The organism is Bradyrhizobium sp. SZCCT0148 (genome assembly GCF_018129985.1).
Taxonomy (GTDB): Bacteria; Pseudomonadota; Alphaproteobacteria; order Rhizobiales; family Xanthobacteraceae; genus Bradyrhizobium; species Bradyrhizobium japonicum_H.
On record NZ_JAFCKT010000010.1, the window covers coordinates 108,681 to 128,120 of the forward strand.

18 protein-coding genes and 1 pseudogene are annotated in these 19,440 nt (G+C 65.4%); 14 read left to right on the plus strand and 5 right to left on the minus strand.

Annotated features, from left to right (window positions below; translation table 11 throughout):
- The first annotated feature begins 129 nt into the window (after positions 1 to 129).
- The 4 genes from JQ580_RS25450 to JQ580_RS25465 all read left to right on the plus strand — a co-directional run bounded on the left by JQ580_RS25450 (position 130) and on the right by JQ580_RS25465 (position 4,366).
- Positions 130 to 1,077, plus strand: coding sequence for an aspartate carbamoyltransferase catalytic subunit (locus JQ580_RS25450; protein ID WP_212282940.1), 948 nt, complete (start codon positions 130 to 132; stop codon positions 1,075 to 1,077).
- Positions 1,078 to 1,082: 5 nt separating this feature from the next.
- Positions 1,083 to 2,384, plus strand: coding sequence for a dihydroorotase (locus JQ580_RS25455; RefSeq protein ID WP_212283009.1), 1,302 nt, complete (start codon positions 1,083 to 1,085; stop codon positions 2,382 to 2,384).
- Between the two features lie 47 nt (positions 2,385 to 2,431).
- Positions 2,432 to 3,028, plus strand: a complete 597-nt coding sequence (gene plsY / locus JQ580_RS25460; RefSeq protein ID WP_094977534.1) for a glycerol-3-phosphate 1-O-acyltransferase PlsY — start codon at positions 2,432 to 2,434, stop codon at positions 3,026 to 3,028.
- Between the two features lie 171 nt (positions 3,029 to 3,199).
- Positions 3,200 to 4,366 (plus strand): patatin-like phospholipase family protein, encoded by a 1,167-nt coding sequence (locus JQ580_RS25465; RefSeq protein ID WP_212282941.1) that lies wholly within the window; start codon positions 3,200 to 3,202, stop codon positions 4,364 to 4,366.
- On the opposite strand, the gene JQ580_RS25470 is transcribed toward JQ580_RS25465, so the two are convergent.
- Entirely contained in the window at positions 4,358 to 5,602 is a 1,245-nt protein-coding gene (locus tag JQ580_RS25470; protein ID WP_212282942.1) for an amidase, read from the minus strand. The two genes, JQ580_RS25465 and JQ580_RS25470, sit on opposite strands and share 9 nt — an antisense overlap.
- 91 nt (positions 5,603 to 5,693) lie before the next feature.
- On the opposite strand from JQ580_RS25470, the gene dprA reads away from it, so the two are divergent.
- On the plus strand, positions 5,694 to 6,836 hold the full coding sequence (gene dprA, locus JQ580_RS25475; protein ID WP_212282943.1) for a DNA-processing protein DprA: 1,143 nt from the start codon (positions 5,694 to 5,696) through the stop codon (positions 6,834 to 6,836).
- Here the strand turns inward: dprA and JQ580_RS25480 are convergent.
- Positions 6,833 to 7,243: a winged helix-turn-helix transcriptional regulator gene (locus tag JQ580_RS25480; protein WP_212282944.1), complete on the minus strand. Its 411-nt coding sequence runs from the start codon at positions 7,241 to 7,243 to the stop codon at positions 6,833 to 6,835. The genes dprA and JQ580_RS25480 overlap by 4 nt on opposite strands.
- Positions 7,244 to 7,326: 83 nt before the next feature.
- On the opposite strand from JQ580_RS25480, the pseudogene JQ580_RS25485 reads away from it, so the two are divergent.
- Positions 7,327 to 7,933: pseudogene (locus JQ580_RS25485) on the plus strand (FMN-dependent NADH-azoreductase).
- Positions 7,934 to 7,990: 57 nt separating this feature from the next.
- Here the strand turns inward: JQ580_RS25485 and JQ580_RS25490 are convergent.
- Together JQ580_RS25490 and JQ580_RS25495 are read right to left on the minus strand one after the other, a co-directional pair.
- Positions 7,991 to 8,173, minus strand: a complete 183-nt coding sequence (locus JQ580_RS25490; RefSeq protein WP_212282945.1) for a hypothetical protein — start codon at positions 8,171 to 8,173, stop codon at positions 7,991 to 7,993.
- A gap of 175 nt (positions 8,174 to 8,348) precedes the next feature.
- Positions 8,349 to 9,122, minus strand: coding sequence for an SDR family oxidoreductase (locus JQ580_RS25495; protein ID WP_212282946.1), 774 nt, complete (start codon positions 9,120 to 9,122; stop codon positions 8,349 to 8,351).
- A 121-nt stretch (positions 9,123 to 9,243) separates the two neighbouring features.
- Between JQ580_RS25495 and JQ580_RS25500 the strand changes: the two genes are divergently transcribed.
- Positions 9,244 to 9,711 (plus strand): winged helix-turn-helix transcriptional regulator, encoded by a 468-nt coding sequence (locus JQ580_RS25500; protein WP_212283010.1) that lies wholly within the window; start codon positions 9,244 to 9,246, stop codon positions 9,709 to 9,711.
- 3 nt (positions 9,712 to 9,714) lie between these two features.
- Here the strand turns inward: JQ580_RS25500 and JQ580_RS25505 are convergent, their stop codons facing one another.
- Entirely contained in the window at positions 9,715 to 9,954 is a 240-nt protein-coding gene (locus tag JQ580_RS25505) for a hypothetical protein (protein WP_212282947.1), read from the minus strand.
- 227 nt (positions 9,955 to 10,181) lie between these two features.
- Here JQ580_RS25505 and topA point away from each other — a divergent pair, with 227 nt between their 5' ends.
- The 7 genes from topA to JQ580_RS25540 all read left to right on the plus strand — a co-directional run bounded on the left by topA (position 10,182) and on the right by JQ580_RS25540 (position 19,420).
- On the plus strand, positions 10,182 to 12,923 hold the full coding sequence (gene topA, locus JQ580_RS25510; protein ID WP_212282948.1) for a type I DNA topoisomerase: 2,742 nt from the start codon (positions 10,182 to 10,184) through the stop codon (positions 12,921 to 12,923).
- A 20-nt stretch (positions 12,924 to 12,943) separates the two neighbouring features.
- Complete coding sequence (gene rnr / locus JQ580_RS25515) at positions 12,944 to 15,289, plus strand: ribonuclease R (RefSeq protein WP_212282949.1); 2,346 nt, start codon at positions 12,944 to 12,946, stop codon at positions 15,287 to 15,289.
- Positions 15,283 to 15,723 (plus strand): DUF983 domain-containing protein, encoded by a 441-nt coding sequence (locus tag JQ580_RS25520; RefSeq protein ID WP_212282950.1) that lies wholly within the window; start codon positions 15,283 to 15,285, stop codon positions 15,721 to 15,723. Before rnr ends, JQ580_RS25520 begins: the two co-directional genes overlap by 7 nt.
- 30 nt (positions 15,724 to 15,753) lie before the next feature.
- Entirely contained in the window at positions 15,754 to 16,503 is a 750-nt protein-coding gene (locus tag JQ580_RS25525) for an NUDIX hydrolase (protein WP_212282951.1), read from the plus strand.
- A 225-nt stretch (positions 16,504 to 16,728) separates the two neighbouring features.
- Positions 16,729 to 18,054 (plus strand): LLM class flavin-dependent oxidoreductase, encoded by a 1,326-nt coding sequence (locus JQ580_RS25530; protein ID WP_212282952.1) that lies wholly within the window; start codon positions 16,729 to 16,731, stop codon positions 18,052 to 18,054.
- A gap of 124 nt (positions 18,055 to 18,178) precedes the next feature.
- Complete coding sequence (rpmG, locus tag JQ580_RS25535; RefSeq protein WP_008139339.1) at positions 18,179 to 18,346, plus strand: 50S ribosomal protein L33; 168 nt, start codon at positions 18,179 to 18,181, stop codon at positions 18,344 to 18,346.
- 387 nt (positions 18,347 to 18,733) lie between these two features.
- A complete protein-coding gene (locus tag JQ580_RS25540; RefSeq protein ID WP_212282953.1) occupies positions 18,734 to 19,420 on the plus strand; it encodes a DUF6064 family protein in 687 nt (228 codons plus the stop codon).
- Positions 19,421 to 19,440 lie beyond the last annotated feature (20 nt).

A 19,440-nucleotide genomic window follows, 5' to 3' on the forward strand; every position in this document is an offset into this window, starting at 1 on the left:
TTAGCGCAAAGCGGCAGCCCCGAACACAGGCCGCAGGTGCCCTCCCAACCGCAAAGCGTCGTGGATAACTCTCCGCCCCGGCATTGGCCCTTGCCCCCCCAGCCATCCGCGCCTATAGCTCTCGCTTTAATGACATCGAAATCGACCTTCGTCCTCGGCCACCGGCATTTGCTGGGCATCGAGGGCCTTTCCGCGGCCGACATCACCGGCCTGCTCGACCTGTCCGAAGAATATGTCGAGCTCAACCGCCAGGTTGACAAGAAGCGAACCGTCCTGCGGGGACGGACGCAGATAAACCTCTTCTTCGAGGCCTCGACCCGGACCCAGTCCTCGTTCGAGCTCGCGGGAAAGCGACTCGGCGCCGACGTCATGAACATGTCGGTCGCGTCCTCGTCCATCAAGAAGGGCGAGACGCTGATCGACACCGCGATGACGCTGAACGCCATGCACCCGGACATCCTGGTGATGCGTCACCACGCCTCCGGCGCGGTGGAACTGCTGGCGCGCAAGGTTGACGGTTCCGTGATCAATGCCGGCGACGGCGCCCATGAGCACCCCACGCAAGCCCTGCTCGACGCGCTGACGATCCGCCGCAACAAGGGCCGGATCGAAGGCCTCGTGGTCGCGATCTGCGGCGACGTGCTGCATTCGCGTGTCGCCCGCTCCAACATCATCCTGCTCAACACGATGGGCGCCCGCGTCCGCGTGGTCGGCCCCACCACGCTGCTCCCGCCGGGCATTGAGCGAATGGGCGTCGAGGTTGCGCGCGACATGCGCGAGGGGCTGAACGGCGCCGACATCGTCATGATGCTGCGGCTGCAGCGCGAGCGCATGAACGGCTCCTTCGTGCCGTCGACCTCGGAATATTTCCACTATTTCGGGCTCGACCAGAAGAAGCTCGCCTACGCCAAGCCCGACGCACTCGTGATGCATCCCGGACCCATGAACCGCGGCGTCGAGATCGACTCGATCGTGGCCGACGGCGCCCAGTCCCTGATCCGCGAACAGGTGGAGATGGGCGTCGCCGTGCGCATGGCGGTGCTGGAAGCGCTCGCCCGTAACCTGCCGAACGCGTGATGCCGATGTTGACCGATCGCCGCCCCATCCTGCTCGCCAATGCCCGCGTCGTCGATCCCTCCAGAGATTTCGACGGCATCGGCGACGTCCTGATCGCCGACGGCGCCATCCGCGAGACCCGCCGCGGCATTGGAGCTGCCGGCGTCCCCGAAGGCACCGACATCGTCAACTGCGCCGGCAAGGTCGTCGCGCCCGGCCTGATCGACATGCGCGCCTTCGTCGGCGAGCCCGGCTTCAGCCATCGCGAGACCTTCGCCACCGCGAGCCAGGCAGCCGCGACCGGCGGCATCACCACCATCATCTGCCAGCCCGACACCTCCCCGGTGATCGACAATTCGGCGACCGTCGACTTCGTGATGCGCCGCGCCCGCGACACCGCGATCGTCAACATCCAGCCGATGGCAGCCCTCACCAAGGGCATGCATGGCGACGAGATGACCGAGTTCGGTCTGCTCAAGGCGGCCGGTGCTGTGGCCTTCAGCGACGGCGTCAGAAGCGTCACCAATGCGCAGGTGATGCGCCGTGCGCTGACCTACGCCCGCGACTTCGACGCGCTGATCGTGCACTACACCGAGGACCCCGATCTCGTCGGCGAAGGCGTCATGAACGAGGGCGAGTTCGCATCGCGGCTCGGCCTCATGGGCATCCCGAACGCCGCCGAGGCGGTGATGCTGGAGCGCGACATGCGCCTCGTCGCGCTCACCGGCGGCCGCTATCACGCGGCTTCGCTGACCTGCGTCGACTCGCTCGAGGTCCTCCAGCGCGCCCGCGAGGCCGGCCTCGCCGTCAGCGCCTCGGTCTCGATCAACCATCTGGCGCTGAACGAGAACGACATCGGCCCCTATCGTTCCTTCCTGAAACTGTCACCGCCGCTGCGCACCGAGGACGACCGCCGTGCGCTGGTTGCCGCAATCGCCTCCGGGCTGCTCGACGTCATCATGTCCGACCACAATCCGCAGGACGTCGAGGTCAAGCGCCTGCCGTTCGCGGAAGCCGCTCCCGGCGCCGTCGGTCTGGAAACCATGCTGCCCGCCGGCCTTCGCCTCGTGCACAATGGCGAGCTGGACCTGAAGACGCTGATCCGCGCGATGTCCACCCGCCCGGCCGAGTTGCTCGGCCTTCCCGGCGGAACCCTGCGCGCAGGCAGTCCGGCCGACGTCATCGTGATCGATCCCGATGTGCCCTGGGTGTGCGATCCTGCCGACCTCAAATCGCCCTGCAAGAACACCCCGTTCGACGAGGCCCGCTTTACAGGCCGCGTGGTGCGCACCATTGTCGGCGGTCGAACGGTGTATGAGCATGTCTGACGTGCGCAATCGTTCGGTTTGGAAGTCGGGACTTTAGAGAGGCAGCCATGGGGCTTGAAGCATTTTTGCCGGTGGCGTTCGTCATCGGCTACCTCCTCGGCTCGATCCCCTTCGGGCTGGTTCTGACCAGGCTTGCCGGCACCCAGGATATCCGTTCGATCGGCTCCGGCAGCATCGGCGCCACCAACGTGCTGCGCACGGGGAGCAAGGCCCTTGCCGCGGGCACGCTGTTGCTCGACGCGCTCAAGGGCACCGCGGCCGTGGTGATCGCCGGCTACATTGCAGGACCCAATGCCGCCATGGTCGCCGGCCTCGGCGCCTTCCTCGGCCACCTCTTCCCGGTCTGGCTCAAATTCAAAGGCGGCAAAGGCGTCGCCGTCTATATCGGCATCCTGCTCGGCCTGTTCTGGCCCGGCATGGTGGTGTTCTGCCTGATCTGGCTGGCGACCGCCTTCACCACCCGCTACTCCTCGCTCTCCGCGCTGGTGGCAGCGTTCGTCACGCCGATGTTCCTGTGGTGGTTCGGGCATCTCGCATTGGCCGCGCTGACGGCGCTGCTGACGCTGCTGACCTTCTATGCGCACCGCGAGAACATCAAGCGCTTGCAGACCGGCAAGGAGAGTCGGATCGGCGAGAAAGCGTAGCCGCGTCGACGCAAAGTCTCCGAAGCCAGGGCATCTACGGATACCGAGGCTGCTCTCCGCATTATATGTCAAATCCTGTTCGCAACTGCCGGCCTCCTCGCGGCCGGAGTAGCGAACAGGTTCCATGCCTGTCATCCTGACAGTGGAAATGACGTGACGCGGTTGCTCTGAATGGGCGAAAAGATTGACGGCACCGATGACCACGCCGGCTTGCAGGGCACTGCGGCGAGCCGACTGCTGTCGACGACTTGCATCTGGTCCGATGCCGCCGCACCGCCTCCAGTGCCCACGACCGTTTCGCCGCCCGCGCCCGCCGCACCTGCGCCGGTCGAGGCCGTCACGGCGGCTGCTCCGGTTGAGCGGGCTCGTTCCAATGCGTGGCCGCCGCGTCGCCTGTCACTGGCGCTGCAGGGTGGCGGCACCTTTGCCGCCTTCACCTGGGGCGTGCTGGAGCGGCTGCTGGAAGAGCCGATCGAGATCGACACCATCAGCGGCGCCAGTGCCGGCGCCATCAATGCGCTGCTGCTCGCCTCCGGCCTTGCCGAAGGCGGCCGCGAAGCTGCGCGGCTCCGGCTGAGCCGATTCTGGCTCCGCCTGATGCACGAGGCCTCGTTCCGCTCGCTGATGCTGATCGGTGGCTTTTCGCCGGCGGGAAGCTCGGTCGCATTCGGTCCGACCTTGCGCTCCGGCCGATTCGATCCGATCGATCTCGATCCGCTGCGGCTGGCGCTGTCGCGCGACATCGACTTTTCCGTCGTACGCAACGCGCGTTGCCCGAAGCTGCTGATCGCGGCGACACGGATCCGCGACGGCCAGCAGCAGATCTTCCGCAACGACGCCATCACCGCCGACGTCGCGCTGGCCTCGACCTGTCCGCCGCTGGTGCACTGCGCCGTCGAGATCGAGGGCGAAGCCTATTGGGACGGCGGCTTCGGCGGCAATCCGCCCCTGCTGCGGCTGGCGCAGGAGAGTTCGACGGCCGACGTGCTGCTCGTCCAGGTCACGCCGGCGCGTGACAGCTACGTACCGATCACGCTCGCCGCGATCGACCGCAGGCTCGACCAGATCGCGGCCAACGCCGCCCTCAATGCCGAGATCGCCGCGATCGAATGGGCGCAGGCGCATGCCGCGCCCTCGCTGCGCCTCACCAGGATCGCGGCGGAAGATTCCGTTGACGGCCTGGCGCAACGTTCATCGACCGATCTCGGCCGCGGCTTCATCCGCCTGCTGCACCGGAGCGGTCGCGCAGCCGCCGAGCGCTGGCTCGGGCAAGATGCAAAAGCAGACGCGACGCTTGCCGCGCCTACAGCTGTCGCATGCGAACCCGCGCTAGCCTGAATTCGCCAGCGCTTTTTCCAGGAACCACGCCGTCGCGAGTGCGACCGGATCGTTGCCGAAGCGCGCGATCACCTGCACGCCGACAGGCAGGCCACCGACCTTCAGCACCGGCACGTTGACGCAGGGATTGCCCATCAGCGTCCACAGCCGGTTGTAGCGGGGATCGCCTGTGCTCGCGAGCTCCTTCGCCGGCGGCGTGCCTGGCGCGGAATAGGTCAGGAGCACGTCGACGCCCTCGAACACTTCGCCGAGTTCGCGGCGGCCGCGGCGGCTGATCCGGCGCGCCTCGTCGTATTCCTTCGGCGTCAGGTGGGCGGTGGCATCGAGGCTTGCGCGCAGCATCGGCGCGATCTCGTCGTGACGCTCCGAAAACTCCCAGGCCAGCGCGCGATGCGCTTCGAAATCCTGGACGATGGGGTGGATGCGCCAGGCCTCCTGCACTGCCTCGGGCAGGTCGATCGCCTGCACGCTGGCACCGGCGCGCTCCGCCGCCTTGATCGCGGCCTGCAAGCCCTCTTCGGCCGCCGGCTCGACGCTGCCTGCAAACTCCTGCCTGACCACGCCGATGCGCGGCGCCCTGGCCGGAACGATGCCGGAAAATTCAGTGCGGCCCGTTATCGCCAGCAGGCCACGCGCAAGGTCTTCGGCGCGCGCGCCGAACAGGCCGACGGTGTCGAGCGCCCACGAATAGCACTTCACCCCGACCGTCGGCAGCATCCGGAACGAGGGCTTGATCGCGGCGGTCCCGCAATAGGCGGCCGGCCGGATCACCGAGCCGCCGGTCTGCGTGCCCAGAGCCAGCGGGATCATGCCGGCACCGACCGCTGCCGCCGAGCCCGAGGACGAGCCGCCCGGCGTGTGCCCGAGATGATGCGGGTTGAGTGTCGGCGTCGGATCGCGCGAGGCGAACGCCGTGGTCGTGGTCTTGCCGATGATGGTGGCGCCCGCCCGCTTCAGCATCATCACGACCGGCGCATCGGCGCGCGGCTGCCAGCCGCGATAGATCTCCGAGCCCATCTCGGTCGGCATGTTGGCGGTGTCGATGATATCCTTGATGCCGACCGCGATGCCGCGCAGCGGGCCTGAGCTTTGCGCCTTCGCAGCCTTGTCGTGGCGGACGAAGGCGTGGACGTCTTTCTCCCTGGCCTCGATCGCCGCATGCGACTGGGCGATGGCGGCTTCAGGCGAAAGCTCGCCCGCTTCGATGCGGCGCTGGAGGTCGGCGAGTGAGATCATGGAAATACCCTTCTTATTGGCATCGCTTTTAGCATCGGGGCGTGGCCACGCAAGCGCACGCCGCTGTTGCGCAACGCCCTCTGGTTGTTCCATGCTGTCCCTGCAAGGAGACCCCGTGGACGCCATCAATCCGAGCATGGAGCTGACCGAGGCTGAACGGATCGACCGCCTGCGGCTGATCCGCTCCGACAATGTCGGCCCGCGCACATTCCGTTCGCTGGTCGATCATTTCGGCACCGCGCGCGCAGCGCTGGAGCGGCTGCCTGATCTGGCGCGCCGCGGCGGTGCGCAGCGGTCGGGGCGTATCTGCAGCGCGGATGAGGCCAAGGCCGAGCTCGCCGCGAGCCGCAAATTCGGCATTGCCTGGCGCGCGCCCGGCGAAGACGGCTATCCGGCCCGGCTCGCGATGATCGACGATGCGCCGCCGCTGCTTGCGGTGCGCGGCGATACCAAGACCTTGATGCGGCCGATGATCGCCATCGTGGGCTCGCGCAACGCCTCCGGCGCAGGGCTGAAATTCGCAGGCCTGCTGGCGCGCGAGCTTGGCGAAGCCGGCTTCATGATCATTTCCGGGCTTGCCCGCGGCGTCGACCAGGCCGCGCATCGCGCCAGCGTCGCAAGCGGTACCGTCGCGGTGCTCGCTGGCGGCCACGACTGCATCTATCCGCCCGAGCATGGCGATTTGCTCACAGCGATCCTCGACCACGAAGGCGCTGCGATCTCCGAGATGCCGCTCGGCCACGAGCCGCGCGCCCGCGATTTCCCTCGCCGCAACAGGCTGATCTCGGGCGCCTCGCTCGGCGTCGTCGTGGTCGAAGCCGCGCACCGATCGGGCTCGCTGATCACGGCACGCATGGCCGCCGAACAGGGCCGCGAGGTGTTCGCGGTGCCGGGCTCGCCGCTCGATCCGCGTGCCGCCGGCGCCAACGACCTGATCAAGCAGGGCGCGACCCTCGTCACCGAAGCCGCCGACATCATCAATGCTGTCGCACCGATCATGGAACGGCCGCTGATGCAGCCCATGAGCGAGCCCGACAGCGAGCCGTTCGAAACCGATCCGCAAGGCCACGACCGCGACCAGATCACCGGCCTGCTCGGCCCCACGCCCCTCTCGATCGACGATCTGGTGCGGATGTCAGGCGCTTCGCCCGCGATCGTGCGCACCGTGCTGCTGGAGCTCGAGCTCGCCGGCCGGCTCGAACGCCACGGCGGCGGATTGGTGTCGCTGCTTTAGCTGTCGTTGCGCTGATCGAACTTCGTGCGGGCCGCCTCGATCTGCATCAAATGGTCGATCGCCCACTCCCCGAGCGCTTTCACCGGCTGTTGCAGCCCGCGACCGAGATCGGTCAGCTCGTAATCGACGCGTGGCGGAATGGTCGGAAAGATCGTGCGCGTGACCAGGCCGTCACGCTCCAGTCCGCGCAGCGTCAAGGTCAGCATCCGCTGCGAGATGCCGTTGATCATGCGCTTGAGCTCGTTGAAGCGCTTCGGCCCATCGCTGAGCATCATGATGACGAACACGCTCCATTTGTCGCCGACGCGCGACAGGACCGAAGCCACGCCGCGGCAGTCGGCATGGTCCGGATCCGGCAGCCGTGGTGCAGGCAAATCGGTGTTCTCAGGTTTCAGGGATGTGCCCATGGCTCAAAAAAGTGCGTTCTTGCGAGGATTTCGGCAGTCACTCATGTAGCTCTGGTTACAAACTTATACCAGGCTACCCAAAAATGAAACTGCTCCATATCGACTCCAGCGTGCTCGGCCCCCACTCCGTCTCCAGACAGGTCTCTGCGGCCATCGTCGACCGGCTCAGGCAGGCGACGCCCTCGCTTGAGATCGTCTACCGCGACCTGACCCAGATGCCGCTGGCCCACCTCTCCGGCTCGCACCTCGCGGCAGCGCAAGGCGCTCCTGCCCCCGCAGAACTTGGGCCGGACCTTGCCGCAAGCGCGGCCGCGCAACGAATTCCTCGCCGCCGACATCGTCGTGATCGGCGCGCCCATGTACAATTTCACGATCCCAAGCCAGCTCAAGGCGTGGATCGACCGCATCCTGGTGGCAGGCAAGACGTTCAGCTACGGAGCGAATGGGCCGCAGGGCCTTGCCGGCGGCAAGCGTGTCATCTTTGCAATCTCGCGCGGGGGCTATTACGGCGCGGACATGCCGACCGCCGCTGGCGAGCATCTCGAAACTTATCTGCGCTGGGTGTTCGGCTTCATCGGCATCACCAATCCCGAATTCATCTTCGCAGACGGCATCCAGCTCGGCCCGGAGCACCGCGAAAAGGCGATTGCCGGCGCGCTGCAGTCGGCAACGACCCTGCGCGCGGCCTGAGGCTTCGGCAAGATCAGCCGCCGCCGGATGGCGCGGCGGCTGACATGTGCGTTTTCGCTAGAACCAGGCGCCTTGAATGCCCAGGATGACGGCGACGAGCGAGACGAACAACCCAATGCCGGCGAACAGAACCACTCCGACGAGTTCGGACGTGTCGGAGCGTTTGGCCGGAGCGGCGGAATGATCGGTGAAAATGCGCGGTGCTGAAATCGACGAAAAAATGCGAGCTGCCTTTGGCATCACGGGCTCCCTTGAAATGAGTCCTTCGACCCCTGCCCGTAAAGGCGTCTGCGCAGCACGCGCGAAGGTTCAACTCTTCACGCAAAGGTTCAGCAAACACGTCTCGCAAGACGTGGGAACCGGCCGGCGCAACCCGCGATGATCGCGTCAGCCGGTTCAATCCTCACTTCACTGATCAGCCGCGATAGATCGGCGCGCCGCTCGGCGAGGCCACCGCGCCGCCGTCGACGAAGATCTCCTGGCCCTGCACATGTGCGGAATCGTCGGAGGCGAGGAACAGCACCGTCTTCGCAACGTGATCGGTTTCGCCGAGGCGCCCCAGCGGCGTCGACAGCGCGATCCGCTTCTCGAACGCCTTTTCGGCTTCCGGCGTTGCCGTTGCAGGTCCCCAGATCGGTGTGCGGATGGCGCCGGGCGCGACCACGTTGACGCGGATCCCGCGCGGTGAGAGCTCAGAGGCCATGATCCGCGCCATCGCCCGCACGCCGGCTTTCGCCGCGCCGTAAGCGGAGTAGCCGGGGATGCCGAGCACGGAGATCACCGAGCCGTTGAGGACGATCGAAGCGTTGTCGTTGAGGTAAGGTAGCGCCGACTGCACCGTGAAGAACACGCTGGTCAGGTTGGTACTGATGACCTTCTCGAAGACCTCGAGCGCGGCTGAGCCGAGCGGCGTGCCGCCGGCGATGCCGGCATTGGCGAACACGATGTCGAACTTGCCGAATTTCTCGGCGCCCTGCTTGATGGCGGCTTCGGTCGCGGCGATGTCGGTAGCGTCCGCAGCGAGCGCAAGCGCATTGGGCCCCAGCTCCTTCGCCGCCGCCTCCAGCGTCTGCTTGTTGCGTCCGGTGACCACCACCTTGGCACCTTCGGCCACGAATAGCTTGGCCGTTGCCAGCCCAATGCCGCTGTTGCCTCCGGTGATCAGGGCCGTCTTGTTCTTCAGTCGCACATTTGCCTCCAGTGGTTGCATCATAACACCATGTTGCCATCTAGGGCAGATGGTTTTATGATGCAACCACACAAGCGCGTGATCGTCACATCAATCGTGCGAACGCGACAGGACCGGAATGATGGTGAAACGAACAAGCTTCGAGGGCGATGCCTGCCCGATCGCGCGGTCGCTGGATGCGCTGGGCGATTGGTGGTCGCTGCTGATCATCCGCGAGGCGTTGTTCGGTCTGCGTCGGTTCGGCGAATTCCAGAGCAAGCTCGGCATGGCCAAGAATATCCTGGCAGCACGGCTGCGCTCGCTCGTCGACCACGGCATCCTGGCAACCGCCCCCGCCTCCGACGGCAGCGCCTATCAAGAGTATGTACTGACCACGAAGGGCCGCGGCACCTTCCCGATCCTGGTCGCGCTGCGGCAATGGAGCGAAGCGTTCGACGATCATCCGGAGGAGATCACGACCATTTTGGTGGATCGCGAAAAAGGCCGCCCGGTGAAGACGCTCGAATTGCGTGCGGAGGACGGACGGCTGCTCAGCCCGGCGGATACGACGCTGAAGACGCGACCGGCGCCGCGTCGGCGATCGGCTTGAGCTTCACGACAGCTTGCGCTTGCTCCGCAACCGCAGGTGCTCGTCGGCCTCCAGCTTGGTCATGCCAAGGAGATAATGCAGCACGTCGAGCTTGTGACGCTCGGCGAGCTTGCGCAACGCGCCGACCTGCTCGGCGATGAAGGTGACGGCCTCGTCCGCGCCGCCCTCCCCTGGTTCCTCGTGACGCGAGCCTCCCGGCGTGCCTGATACGGCGCGCGCCCGTTTCTTTCCCGGCTTAGTCACCCGACCCCACCCGAATCCATGCCCCGCACGAACCTTACGCCGACATTATTCGCAACTCCAAGGTGGTATTTTGCAACTTTTTCGATATGAAACTTTTCCCATCCGCGGGGTCTTCAACAGCCCCCGATTTGACAGCGGAGGCCTCACCACCCATGTTCGGGTCGAAACGGCCGACCCGAATCCTTTCGTTTTCGGCCCCAGATTTTCCCATAAGTTACTGGAACTACATGAATATCGTCATTGTGGAGTCGCCGGCGAAAGCCAAGACGATCAACAAGTATTTGGGCTCGTCCTATGAGGTTCTGGCCTCGTTCGGTCATGTCCGAGACTTGCCCGCGAAGAACGGCTCCGTCGATCCCGATGCCAATTTCAAGATGATCTGGGAGGTCGACCCCAAGGCGGCCGGCCGGCTCAACGACATCGCCAAGTCCCTGAAGAATGCCGACCGCCTGATTCTCGCCACCGACCCCGATCGTGAGGGCGAAGCCATCTCCTGGCACGTGCTGGAGGTTCTGAAGGAAAAGCGAGCGCTGAAGGACCAGAAGATCGAGCGCGTGGTGTTCAACGCCATCACCAAGCAGGCGGTCACCGACGCGATGAAGCATCCGCGCCAGATCGACGGTGCGCTGGTGGACGCCTACATGGCGCGCCGTGCGCTCGACTATCTGGTCGGCTTCACCCTCTCCCCCGTGCTGTGGCGCAAGCTGCCGGGCGCCCGCTCGGCCGGCCGCGTGCAGTCGGTGGCGCTGCGGCTGGTCTGCGATCGCGAGCTCGAGATCGAGAAGTTCGTCGCGCGCGAATATTGGTCGCTGATCGCAACCCTGCTGACGCCGCGCGGCGATGCCTTCGAGGCCCGACTGGTCGGCGCCGACGGCAAGAAGATCCAGCGCCTCGACATCGGCACCGGCGCGGAAGCCGAAGACTTCAAGAAGGCGCTGGAAACAGCCGCCTACGCCGTGACCTCGGTTGACGCCAAGCCCGCCCGGCGCAATCCGCAGGCGCCCTTCACCACCTCGACGCTGCAGCAGGAGGCCAGCCGCAAATACGGCTTTGCGCCGGCGCACACCATGCGCATAGCCCAGCGGCTCTATGAGGGCATCGACATCGGCGGCGAGACCACCGGACTCATTACTTATATGCGTACCGACGGCGTGCAGATCGATCCATCCGCGATCACCCAGGCCCGCAAGGTGATCGGCGAGGACTACGGCAACGCCTACGTGCCGGACGCGCCGCGCCAGTACCAGGCCAAGGCCAAGAACGCCCAGGAAGCGCACGAAGCGATCCGCCCAACCGACCTGTCGCGCCGCCCCGACAGCATGAGCCGCAAGCTCGATGCCGATCAGGCCCGGCTTTACGAGCTGATCTGGAAGCGCACGATCGCCAGCCAGATGGAATCGGCCGAGCTCGAGCGCACCACGGTCGACATCACGGCAAAGGCAGGTTCCCGCACGCTGGAGCTGCGCGCCACCGGCCAGGTCGTCAAGTTCGACGGCTTCCTCGCGCTCTACCAGGAAGGCCGCGACGACGAAGAGGACGAGGATTCCCGCCGCCTGCCCGCGATGAGCCCGAACGATGCGCTCAAGCGGCAATCGCTGTCCGTCACCCAGCATTTCACCGAGCCGCCGCCGCGCTTCTCCGAGGCCTCGCTGGTCAAGCGCATGGAAGAGCTCGGCATCGGCCGGCCGTCGACCTATGCCTCGATTTTGCAGGTGCTGAAGGACCGCGGCTACGTCAAGCTTGAGAAGAAGCGCCTGCATGGCGAGGACAAGGGCCGCGTCGTGGTCGCGTTCCTCGAAAGCTTCTTCAGCCGCTACGTCGAATACGACTTCACCGCCAATCTGGAAGAGCAGCTCGACCGCATCTCCAACAACGAGATCTCCTGGCAGCAGGTCCTGAAGGATTTCTGGACCGGCTTCATCGGCGCCGTCGACGAGATCAAGGACCTGCGCGTCGCGCAGGTGCTGGACGTGCTCGACGACATGCTCGGACAGCACATCTATCCGCCGCGCACCGACGGCGGCGATATCAGGCAGTGCCCGAACTGCGGCACCGGCCGTCTCAATCTCAAGGCCGGCAAGTTCGGCGCCTTCGTCGGCTGCTCGAACTATCCGGAGTGCCGCTTCACCCGTCAGCTCGCCGCCGATGGCGAGGCCAGCGCCGATCGTTCGCTCGGCCAGGATCCCGAGACCGGTCGCGATGTCTGGGTCAAGGCCGGCCGGTTCGGTCCCTATATCCAGCTCGGCGAGCAGAAGGATTATGCGGAAGGCGAGAAACCGAAGCGCGCCGGCATCCCGAAGGGCACCTCGCCCGGCGATGTCGACCTCGAACTTGCGCTCAAGCTGCTGTCGCTGCCGCGCGAGATCGGCAAGCATCCCGAGACCGGTGAGCCGATCACCGCAGGCCTCGGCCGCTTCGGGCCGTTCGTCAAGCATGAGAAGACCTATGCCAGCCTGGAAGCCGGCGACGAGGTATTCGACATCGGCCTCAATCGCGCGGTGACGCTGATCGCGGAAAAGGTCGCCAAGGGCCCGAGCCGCCGCTTCGGCGCCGATCCAGGCAAGGCGATCGGCGATCATCCGACGCTCGGCACCGTCACCGTGAAGAGCGGCCGCTACGGCGCCTATGTCACGGCGGGTGGCGTCAACGCGACGATCCCGGCCGAGTTCGAAAAGGACACGGTGACGATTGCGCAGGCGATCGCGCTGATCGACGAGCGCGCGGCCAAGGGCGGCGGCAAGAAGCCAAAGAAGGCGGCGAAGCCCGCCAAGGCCAAGAAGGCGTCAGAAAAGGCCGCGGACGGCGATGACGCCGCACCCAAGAAGAAACCGGCCGCGAAGAAGGCGGCCAAAACCAAATCCGAATCCACCAGCAAGGCGCGCGCCGCCGTGTCGTCGACCGCAAAGACGTCGCCGACCAAGGCCGCCGCCGCCAAGGCTCCGGCCAAGAAGACTGCCGGCAAGACTTGAGATCAAGAATTAGAGGTTAAGTGAAACGCAAGAATGACCATGGCTTTCCCGAGCGGCAAGCCATCGTCGCCTTCATCAAGGCAAATCCCGGAAAGGTCGGGACCCGCGAAATTGCGCGCGAGTTCGGTCTGAAGAACGCCGATCGCGCCGAGCTCAAGCGCATGCTGCGCGAGCTGGCCGATGACGGGACCATCAAGAAGAAGCGTCACAAGGTGTCCGAGCCGGACGCGCTGCCGCCGACCCTGGTCGCCGACATTACCGGCCGCGATGCTGACGGCGAGTTGATCGCCTCCCCCACCGAATGGGACGAGGTCGAAAGCGGCGAGCCCCCCAAAATTCGCATCCAGATGCCGCGCCGGCCGAAGCCGGGCACCGTCGCCGGCGTCCGCGACCGCGTGCTGCTGCGCGTCGAGCCGTCCTCCGAGACCGAAGGCCCGGCCTATCTCGGCCACATCATCAAGGTCTTCGACAAGGCCAAGAGCCGCATCCTCGGCGTGTTCCGCGCGCTCCCCGAAGGCGGCGGACGGCTGGTCCCCGTCGACAAGAAATCCGCCGACCGCGAGCTGAACATCGCCCAGGCTGACACAAACGGTGCGCAGGACGGCGATCTCGTCAGCGTCGACATCGTCCGCACGCGCAGCTTTGGCCTCGCCTCCGGCCGCGTCAAAGAGAAGCTCGGTTCCGTCAAGTCGGAGAAGGCGATCAGCCTGATCGCGATCTATGCCCACGACATCCCGCTACAGTTCTCGCCTGCCGCGATACGCGATGCGGAAGCGGCCGAGCCGGCCAATTTGAAGGGCCGCGAGGATTGGCGCGACGTGCCGCTTCTCACCATCGATCCGCCGGATGCCAAGGATCATGACGACGCGGTGCATGCGCAGCCGGATGACGATCCCAACAACAAGGGCGGCTTCATCGTCAACGTCGCCATCGCCGACGTCAGCTTCTACGTCCGGCCGGGCAGCGCGCTCGACCGCGACGCACTCGATCGCGGTAACTCGGTCTATTTCCCCGACCGCGTCGTGCCGATGTTGCCCGAGCGGATCTCCAACGATCTCTGCTCGCTGGTGCCGGGCGAGCCGCGGGGCGCGCTCGCGGTGCGCATGGTACTCGGCCCCGACGGCCGCAAGCGCTCACACAGTTTTCATCGCATCCTGATGCGCTCGGCGGCAAAGCTCAGCTACGCGCAGGCGCAGGCCGCGATCGACGGCCGGCCGGACGACACCACCGGTCCCCTGCTCGATCCCATCCTGAGACCGCTCTATGCGGCCTATGCCTGCGCCAAGCGCGCGCGCGACGAGCGCGATCCGCTCAATCTCGATCTGCCCGAACGCAAGATCCTCCTGAAAAGCGATGGTACGGTCGACCGCGTCGTGGTGCCCGAACGTCTTGATGCGCACAAGCTGATCGAGGAGTTCATGATCCTCGCCAATGTCGCGGCCGCGGAGATGCTGGAGAAGAAATCGCTCCCGCTGATCTACCGCGTGCACGACGAGCCGACCTTGGAGAAGGTCCACGCGCTCGCGGAGTTTCTGGAGACGCTCGACGTTCCCTTCGCCAAATCAGGCGCGCTGCGTCCCACCACGTTCAACCGCGTGCTGGCCCAGCTCGAAGGCCATGATTACTATCCGCTGGTCAGCGAGGTCGTGCTGCGCGCCCAGGCGCAGGCCGAATACTCCTCCGAGAATTACGGTCACTTCGGCCTGAATTTGCGCCGCTACGCGCATTTCACCTCGCCGATCCGCCGTTATGCCGATCTCGTCGTGCACCGCGCGTTGGTCCGCGCGCTCGGCCTCGGCGAAGGTGCCCTGCCCGACAGCGAGACGCCGGAAACCCTGAGCGAGGTCGCCGCCCACATCTCGGTGACTGAACGGCGGGCGATGAAGGCGGAGCGCGAGACCGTCGACCGGCTGATCGCCCATCACCTCGCCGACCGCATCGGCGCGAGTTTCCAGGGCCGCGTCTCCGGCGTCACCCGCGCCGGGCTCTTCGTCAAGCTGGCTGAAACCGGCGCCGACGGACTGATCCCGATCCGATCCCTCGGTACGGAATATTTCAACTATGATGAGAACCGGCACGCCCTGGTCGGCACACGCAGCCGCACCATGTATCAGCTGGGCGACTTGGTGGATGTCCGCCTGATCGAGGCGGCCCCGATCGCAGGCGCACTGCGTTTCGAGCTGCTGTCGTCCTCCAGTGAGGCCGCGCCGCACGACCGCAGGCAACCAGGTCCGCAACGCCGCCCCTCGCTCAAGGCGCATCCCGGCCGCAGCCCGGACAGAAAACGCAAGCCGCCGAAGCCAAAGCCCGGCAAGAAGGGCAAAGGCAAGAGCAAGGGCAAAGGCAAGAAGGGCAAGGCATGGTGACCATGAGCACGGCCCCGAAGATCTGGACGCGCGAGACGGGTCTCGTCGAGAAGCGCGATCTCTGGACGGCCATGAAGCGCGGCTTTCGCGGCCGCTGCCCGCGCTGTGGCGAGGGCAAACTGTTCCGCGCCTTCCTGAAGACGGCGGACAATTGCTCGGTGTGCGACCTCGATTTCACGCCGCACCGCGCTGACGATCTGCCGGCCTATCTCGTCATCGTCATCGTCGGCCACGTCGTGGTGCCATCGATCCTCTGGATCGAGACCAACTATACTACGCCGGTCTGGCTCAGCTTCGCGGCCTATCTGCCCTTCACCTTCGTCGCCTCGCTCGCGCTGCTGCAGCCCGTCAAGGGAGCTGTGGTCGGCCTGCAATGGGCTCTGCGCATGCATGGGTTTGACGACACCCCTCCGGATGGTATTCCGCCTGTGTAAGCAAGAAGCAAAAAGCGTTGGGGTGAGGATATGACGGATACGACGCAAGCCGATGAGAAGGTAAAGATCCACGAGGGCAAGGAAGCCGATCACCATCCCTATTTCCGCCCGAGGGATGCGGCGACGCTGATCCTGGTCGACCGCAGCAGCACTACGCCGAAAGTCCTGGTCGGCAAGCGCCACGACAAGGTGGTGTTCATGCCCGGCAAGTTCGTGTTCCCGGGCGGGCGCGTCGACAAGGCCGACTATCGCGTGCCCTGTGCCGCGCCGATCACCCCCGAGCTGGAAGCCAACCTCGCCAAGGGCAGTCCGAAGACACCGGCTTCACGGGCGAAGTCGCTCGCCATTGCCGCGATCCGCGAGGCCTGCGAGGAGACCGGTCTTTGCCTCGGCCGCAAGGCGGAGATCAAGGCGAAGCTCGAAGGTCCGTGGCAGCCGTTCGCCGACGCGGGCCTGCTGCCCGATCCCTCCAGCCTGTTCCTGATCGCCCGCGCGATCACCCCGCCCGGCCGCGTCAAGCGTTTCGACACCCGCTTCTTCACCGCAGATGCCTCCGCGATCACCCACCGCGTCGACGGTGTGATCCATGCCGATGCTGAACTGGTCGAGCTGGTCTGGGTCGAGCTCGGCTCCAAGCCGCTGGCCGACCTGCATCCGATGACGCGCAACGTGCTCAACGAGCTGCACACCCGCCTCGCCACCGGCCCGCTCCGCCACGACGCGCCGGTGCCGTTCTTCCATTTCTACGGCGGCAAGATGCAAAAGGATATTCTGGGCTGAGCTCGGTCCTTCCGGGGCGCGCGCAGCGCGAGTCAGGAATCCATTCATCGATCATCTCCGCTGTGCGATGGATTCCGGGCTCGCGCCAAGAGGCGCGCCCCCGCAATGATGCGATTTTGCTGAACGCCCGGCGAAAAACGAAATAATCCTCCCTTCCATGCCGCTAGCGGAGTTCCGCCGCGTCCCTATGTCTTCCCGAGCGTCACCAAGAACGGACACCGGGCGATGGCACAACGGCAACTCAAGCTTGGCGCGTTCATGCGCCCGATCAGCATCCACACCGGCGCCTGGCGCTATCCCGGGGCTTGGCCCGACGCCAATTTCAACTTCTCGCACATCAAGACGCTGATCCGGAAGCTCGAGGCCGGCAAGTTCGACGCCTTCTTCATGGCCGATCACCTCGCCGTGCTGAACATGCCGATCGATGCGCTCAAGCGCAGCCACACTGTGACCTCGTTCGAGCCGTTCACGCTCTTGTCGGCGCTATCGGCCGTCACCGAGCGGATCGGCCTGATCGCGACGGGCTCGACAACGTTCGACGAGCCCTATCACGTCGCGCGCCGCTTCGCCTCGCTCGATCATCTCAGCGGCGGGCGCGCAGGCTGGAACATCGTGACCACATCGAATCCGGACGCGGCTCTGAATTTCGGCCTCGACGACCACATGGAGCACGCCGAGCGCTACAAGCGCGCCCGCGAATTCTACGACGTCGTCACCGGCTTGTGGGATTCCTTCGCCGACGACGCCTTCGTGCGCGATGTCGAGAGCGGCTTGTTCTTCGATCCAGCGAAGATGCACACGCTCGATCACCACGGCAAATATCTGAAGGTACGCGGCCCCCTGAACATCGCCCGTCCCGTGCAGGGTTGGCCGGTGATCGTACAGGCCGGCGCCTCCGAAGACGGCAAGCAGCTCGCCGCCGAGACGGCGGAAGCCGTGTTCACCGGCGGCGGCAGCCTCGCCGACGGACAAAAGCTCTACGCCGACATCAAGGGCCGCATGGGAAAGGTGGGCCGAGATCCGGAACATCTCAAGATCCTGCCCGGCGCCTTCGTCGTGGTCGGCGACAGCGTTGACGAGGCAAGGGAGAAGCGCGCTCTGCTCGACAGCCGCGTGCATTACGAGAGCGCGATCGCCTCGCTGTCGGTCATCCTTGGCACCGACGCCTCCGGCTTCGATCCGGATGGTCCGCTCCCTGAAATCCCCGAGACCAACGCCAGCAAGAGCGGCCGCCAGCGCATGGTCGACCTCGCCGCACGCGACAAGCTCACGGTGCGCCAACTCGCCCAGCGCGTCGGCGGCTATGGCGGGCTCTCGTTCGTCGGCACCGCCAAGACCATCGCCGACCAGATGGAGGAGTGGCTGGTCGGGCGCGGCTCCGACGGCTTCAACATCATGTTCCCGTTCCTGCCGGCCGGCCTCGATGATTTCGTCGACAAGGTGGTCCCGGAACTGCAGCGGCGGGGGATCTTCCGCACAGAGTACGAAGGGGCCACTTTGAGGGAGAATTTGGGCCTGCCGCGGCCGAAAAACCGGTTCTTCGAGGCCTAATGGGGCCGCTTTGGGTGGTTTTCGAGGTGTAAAACCTTGACATCAGGCGGTTTCTGGCTAGGTTGCCGGCCAACGCGGGCCATTTGGCCGGCTCCAGATTCCCCAATTTTCTGAGGTTCAGAACATGGCCAAAGCGGTCACCATCAAGGTCAAGCTCGTGTCCTCGGCCGACACCGGCTTCTACTACACCGCCAAGAAGAATTCGCGCACCATGACCGACAAGCTGGTCAAGAAGAAGTACGATCCGGTCGCGCGCAAGCACGTCGAATTCCGCGAAGCCAAGATCAAGTAAGATCGCGGACAAGCGTCGAAGAGTTTTGCGGGGCCCCTTCGGGCCCCGTTTTTCGTTTCGACTGCGTTCGTGTCCCGGACGCGGTGCAGCGTGCAACGCTGCTCCGCTGAGCCGGGACCCGGAACGTGACACGACATCATGCGGAGACCTGGGCCTCGTGCACCGCACCGGGCGATGCTTCGCATTCGCCGAAGCGCTGCGCGGGAGCATGAGCGCTGCGCCATGCATACCGTCGAAGTTGGCGTCCGCCATGCGCGCAGCAGACGCGTCGAAGCCGGACGGGGTCCATGTCAACCTCGGGCAGCGAGGGGCGACGTTGATCCTCATCAAGCGGCGAAGCCGCGCAGTTCTCTACGCTCAATCGAAATTGTCCGGGAGAAGCGCACCATGCTTCCCTTTACGCTTGAGCAGTTCCTCAACGTCTTCGCGGCCTACAACAAGGCGATCTGGCCCGCGCAAATTTTGGCTTACGTGCTTGGAGCCGTCGCCGTGGCCGCCCTTTTTCGGAAAGGCCGTGCCTCCGACCGCGTTGTCTCGGCCGTCCTTGGAGCGATGTGGCTCGGCACCGGCATTCTCTATCATGGCGTCTTCTTCGCGCCGATAAACAAGGCCGCGTTCGCCTTCGGCGCCTTGTTCGTGGCAGAGGGCGCGGCACTGCTCTACGCTGGCATCGTCCGCGATGGTCTTCGCTTCGCGATCGATTCCGGCTTTCGAGCGGCGATCGGCGCGGGCTTCATTCTCTACGCATCTCTCGTTTATCCGCTGATCGGGATCGCGACGGGGCATTCCTGGCCGACGTTACCGATGTTCGGCGTTTCTCCCTGCCCTGTCACGATCTTCACCTTCGGTCTGTTGCTCATGACGACCGCCCGATTCTCGTACTGGCTTCTGGTGATCCCCTTCCTATGGTCAGTCATCGGCGGGAGCGCTGCCATCCTCCTCGACGTTCGGCAGGACTGGGTGCTCCTGGTGAGTGGCTTCATTGCCGTCCCGATCCTCATCGTCGGCAACCGACGTGTACGCGCCGCAGCTGACGAGGCCGGGTTGACGCCCTCAATCGAGTTGCGCCCATGATCGCGACGAGCAGCAGCGAC

Coding starts and splice junctions, on each gene's coding strand:
- JQ580_RS25450 (WP_212282940.1), top strand. CDS start 130: ATGACATCGAAATCGACCTTCGTCCTCGGCCACCGGCATTTGCTGGGC.
- JQ580_RS25520 (WP_212282950.1), top strand. CDS start 15,283: ATGGTGACCATGAGCACGGCCCCGAAGATCTGGACGCGCGAGACGGGT.
- JQ580_RS25465 (WP_212282941.1), top strand. CDS start 3,200: ATGGGCGAAAAGATTGACGGCACCGATGACCACGCCGGCTTGCAGGGC.
- JQ580_RS25525 (WP_212282951.1), top strand. CDS start 15,754: ATGACGGATACGACGCAAGCCGATGAGAAGGTAAAGATCCACGAGGGC.
- JQ580_RS25530 (WP_212282952.1), top strand. CDS start 16,729: ATGGCACAACGGCAACTCAAGCTTGGCGCGTTCATGCGCCCGATCAGC.
- dprA (WP_212282943.1), top strand. CDS start 5,694: ATGCTGTCCCTGCAAGGAGACCCCGTGGACGCCATCAATCCGAGCATG.
- rpmG (WP_008139339.1), top strand. CDS start 18,179: ATGGCCAAAGCGGTCACCATCAAGGTCAAGCTCGTGTCCTCGGCCGAC.
- topA (WP_212282948.1), top strand. CDS start 10,182: ATGAATATCGTCATTGTGGAGTCGCCGGCGAAAGCCAAGACGATCAAC.
- JQ580_RS25470 (WP_212282942.1), bottom strand. CDS start 5,602: ATGATCTCACTCGCCGACCTCCAGCGCCGCATCGAAGCGGGCGAGCTT.
- JQ580_RS25500 (WP_212283010.1), top strand. CDS start 9,244: ATGGTGAAACGAACAAGCTTCGAGGGCGATGCCTGCCCGATCGCGCGG.
- JQ580_RS25455 (WP_212283009.1), top strand. CDS start 1,083: ATGTTGACCGATCGCCGCCCCATCCTGCTCGCCAATGCCCGCGTCGTC.
- JQ580_RS25490 (WP_212282945.1), bottom strand. CDS start 8,173: ATGCCAAAGGCAGCTCGCATTTTTTCGTCGATTTCAGCACCGCGCATT.
- JQ580_RS25540 (WP_212282953.1), top strand. CDS start 18,734: ATGCTTCCCTTTACGCTTGAGCAGTTCCTCAACGTCTTCGCGGCCTAC.
- JQ580_RS25480 (WP_212282944.1), bottom strand. CDS start 7,243: ATGGGCACATCCCTGAAACCTGAGAACACCGATTTGCCTGCACCACGG.
- plsY (WP_094977534.1), top strand. CDS start 2,432: ATGGGGCTTGAAGCATTTTTGCCGGTGGCGTTCGTCATCGGCTACCTC.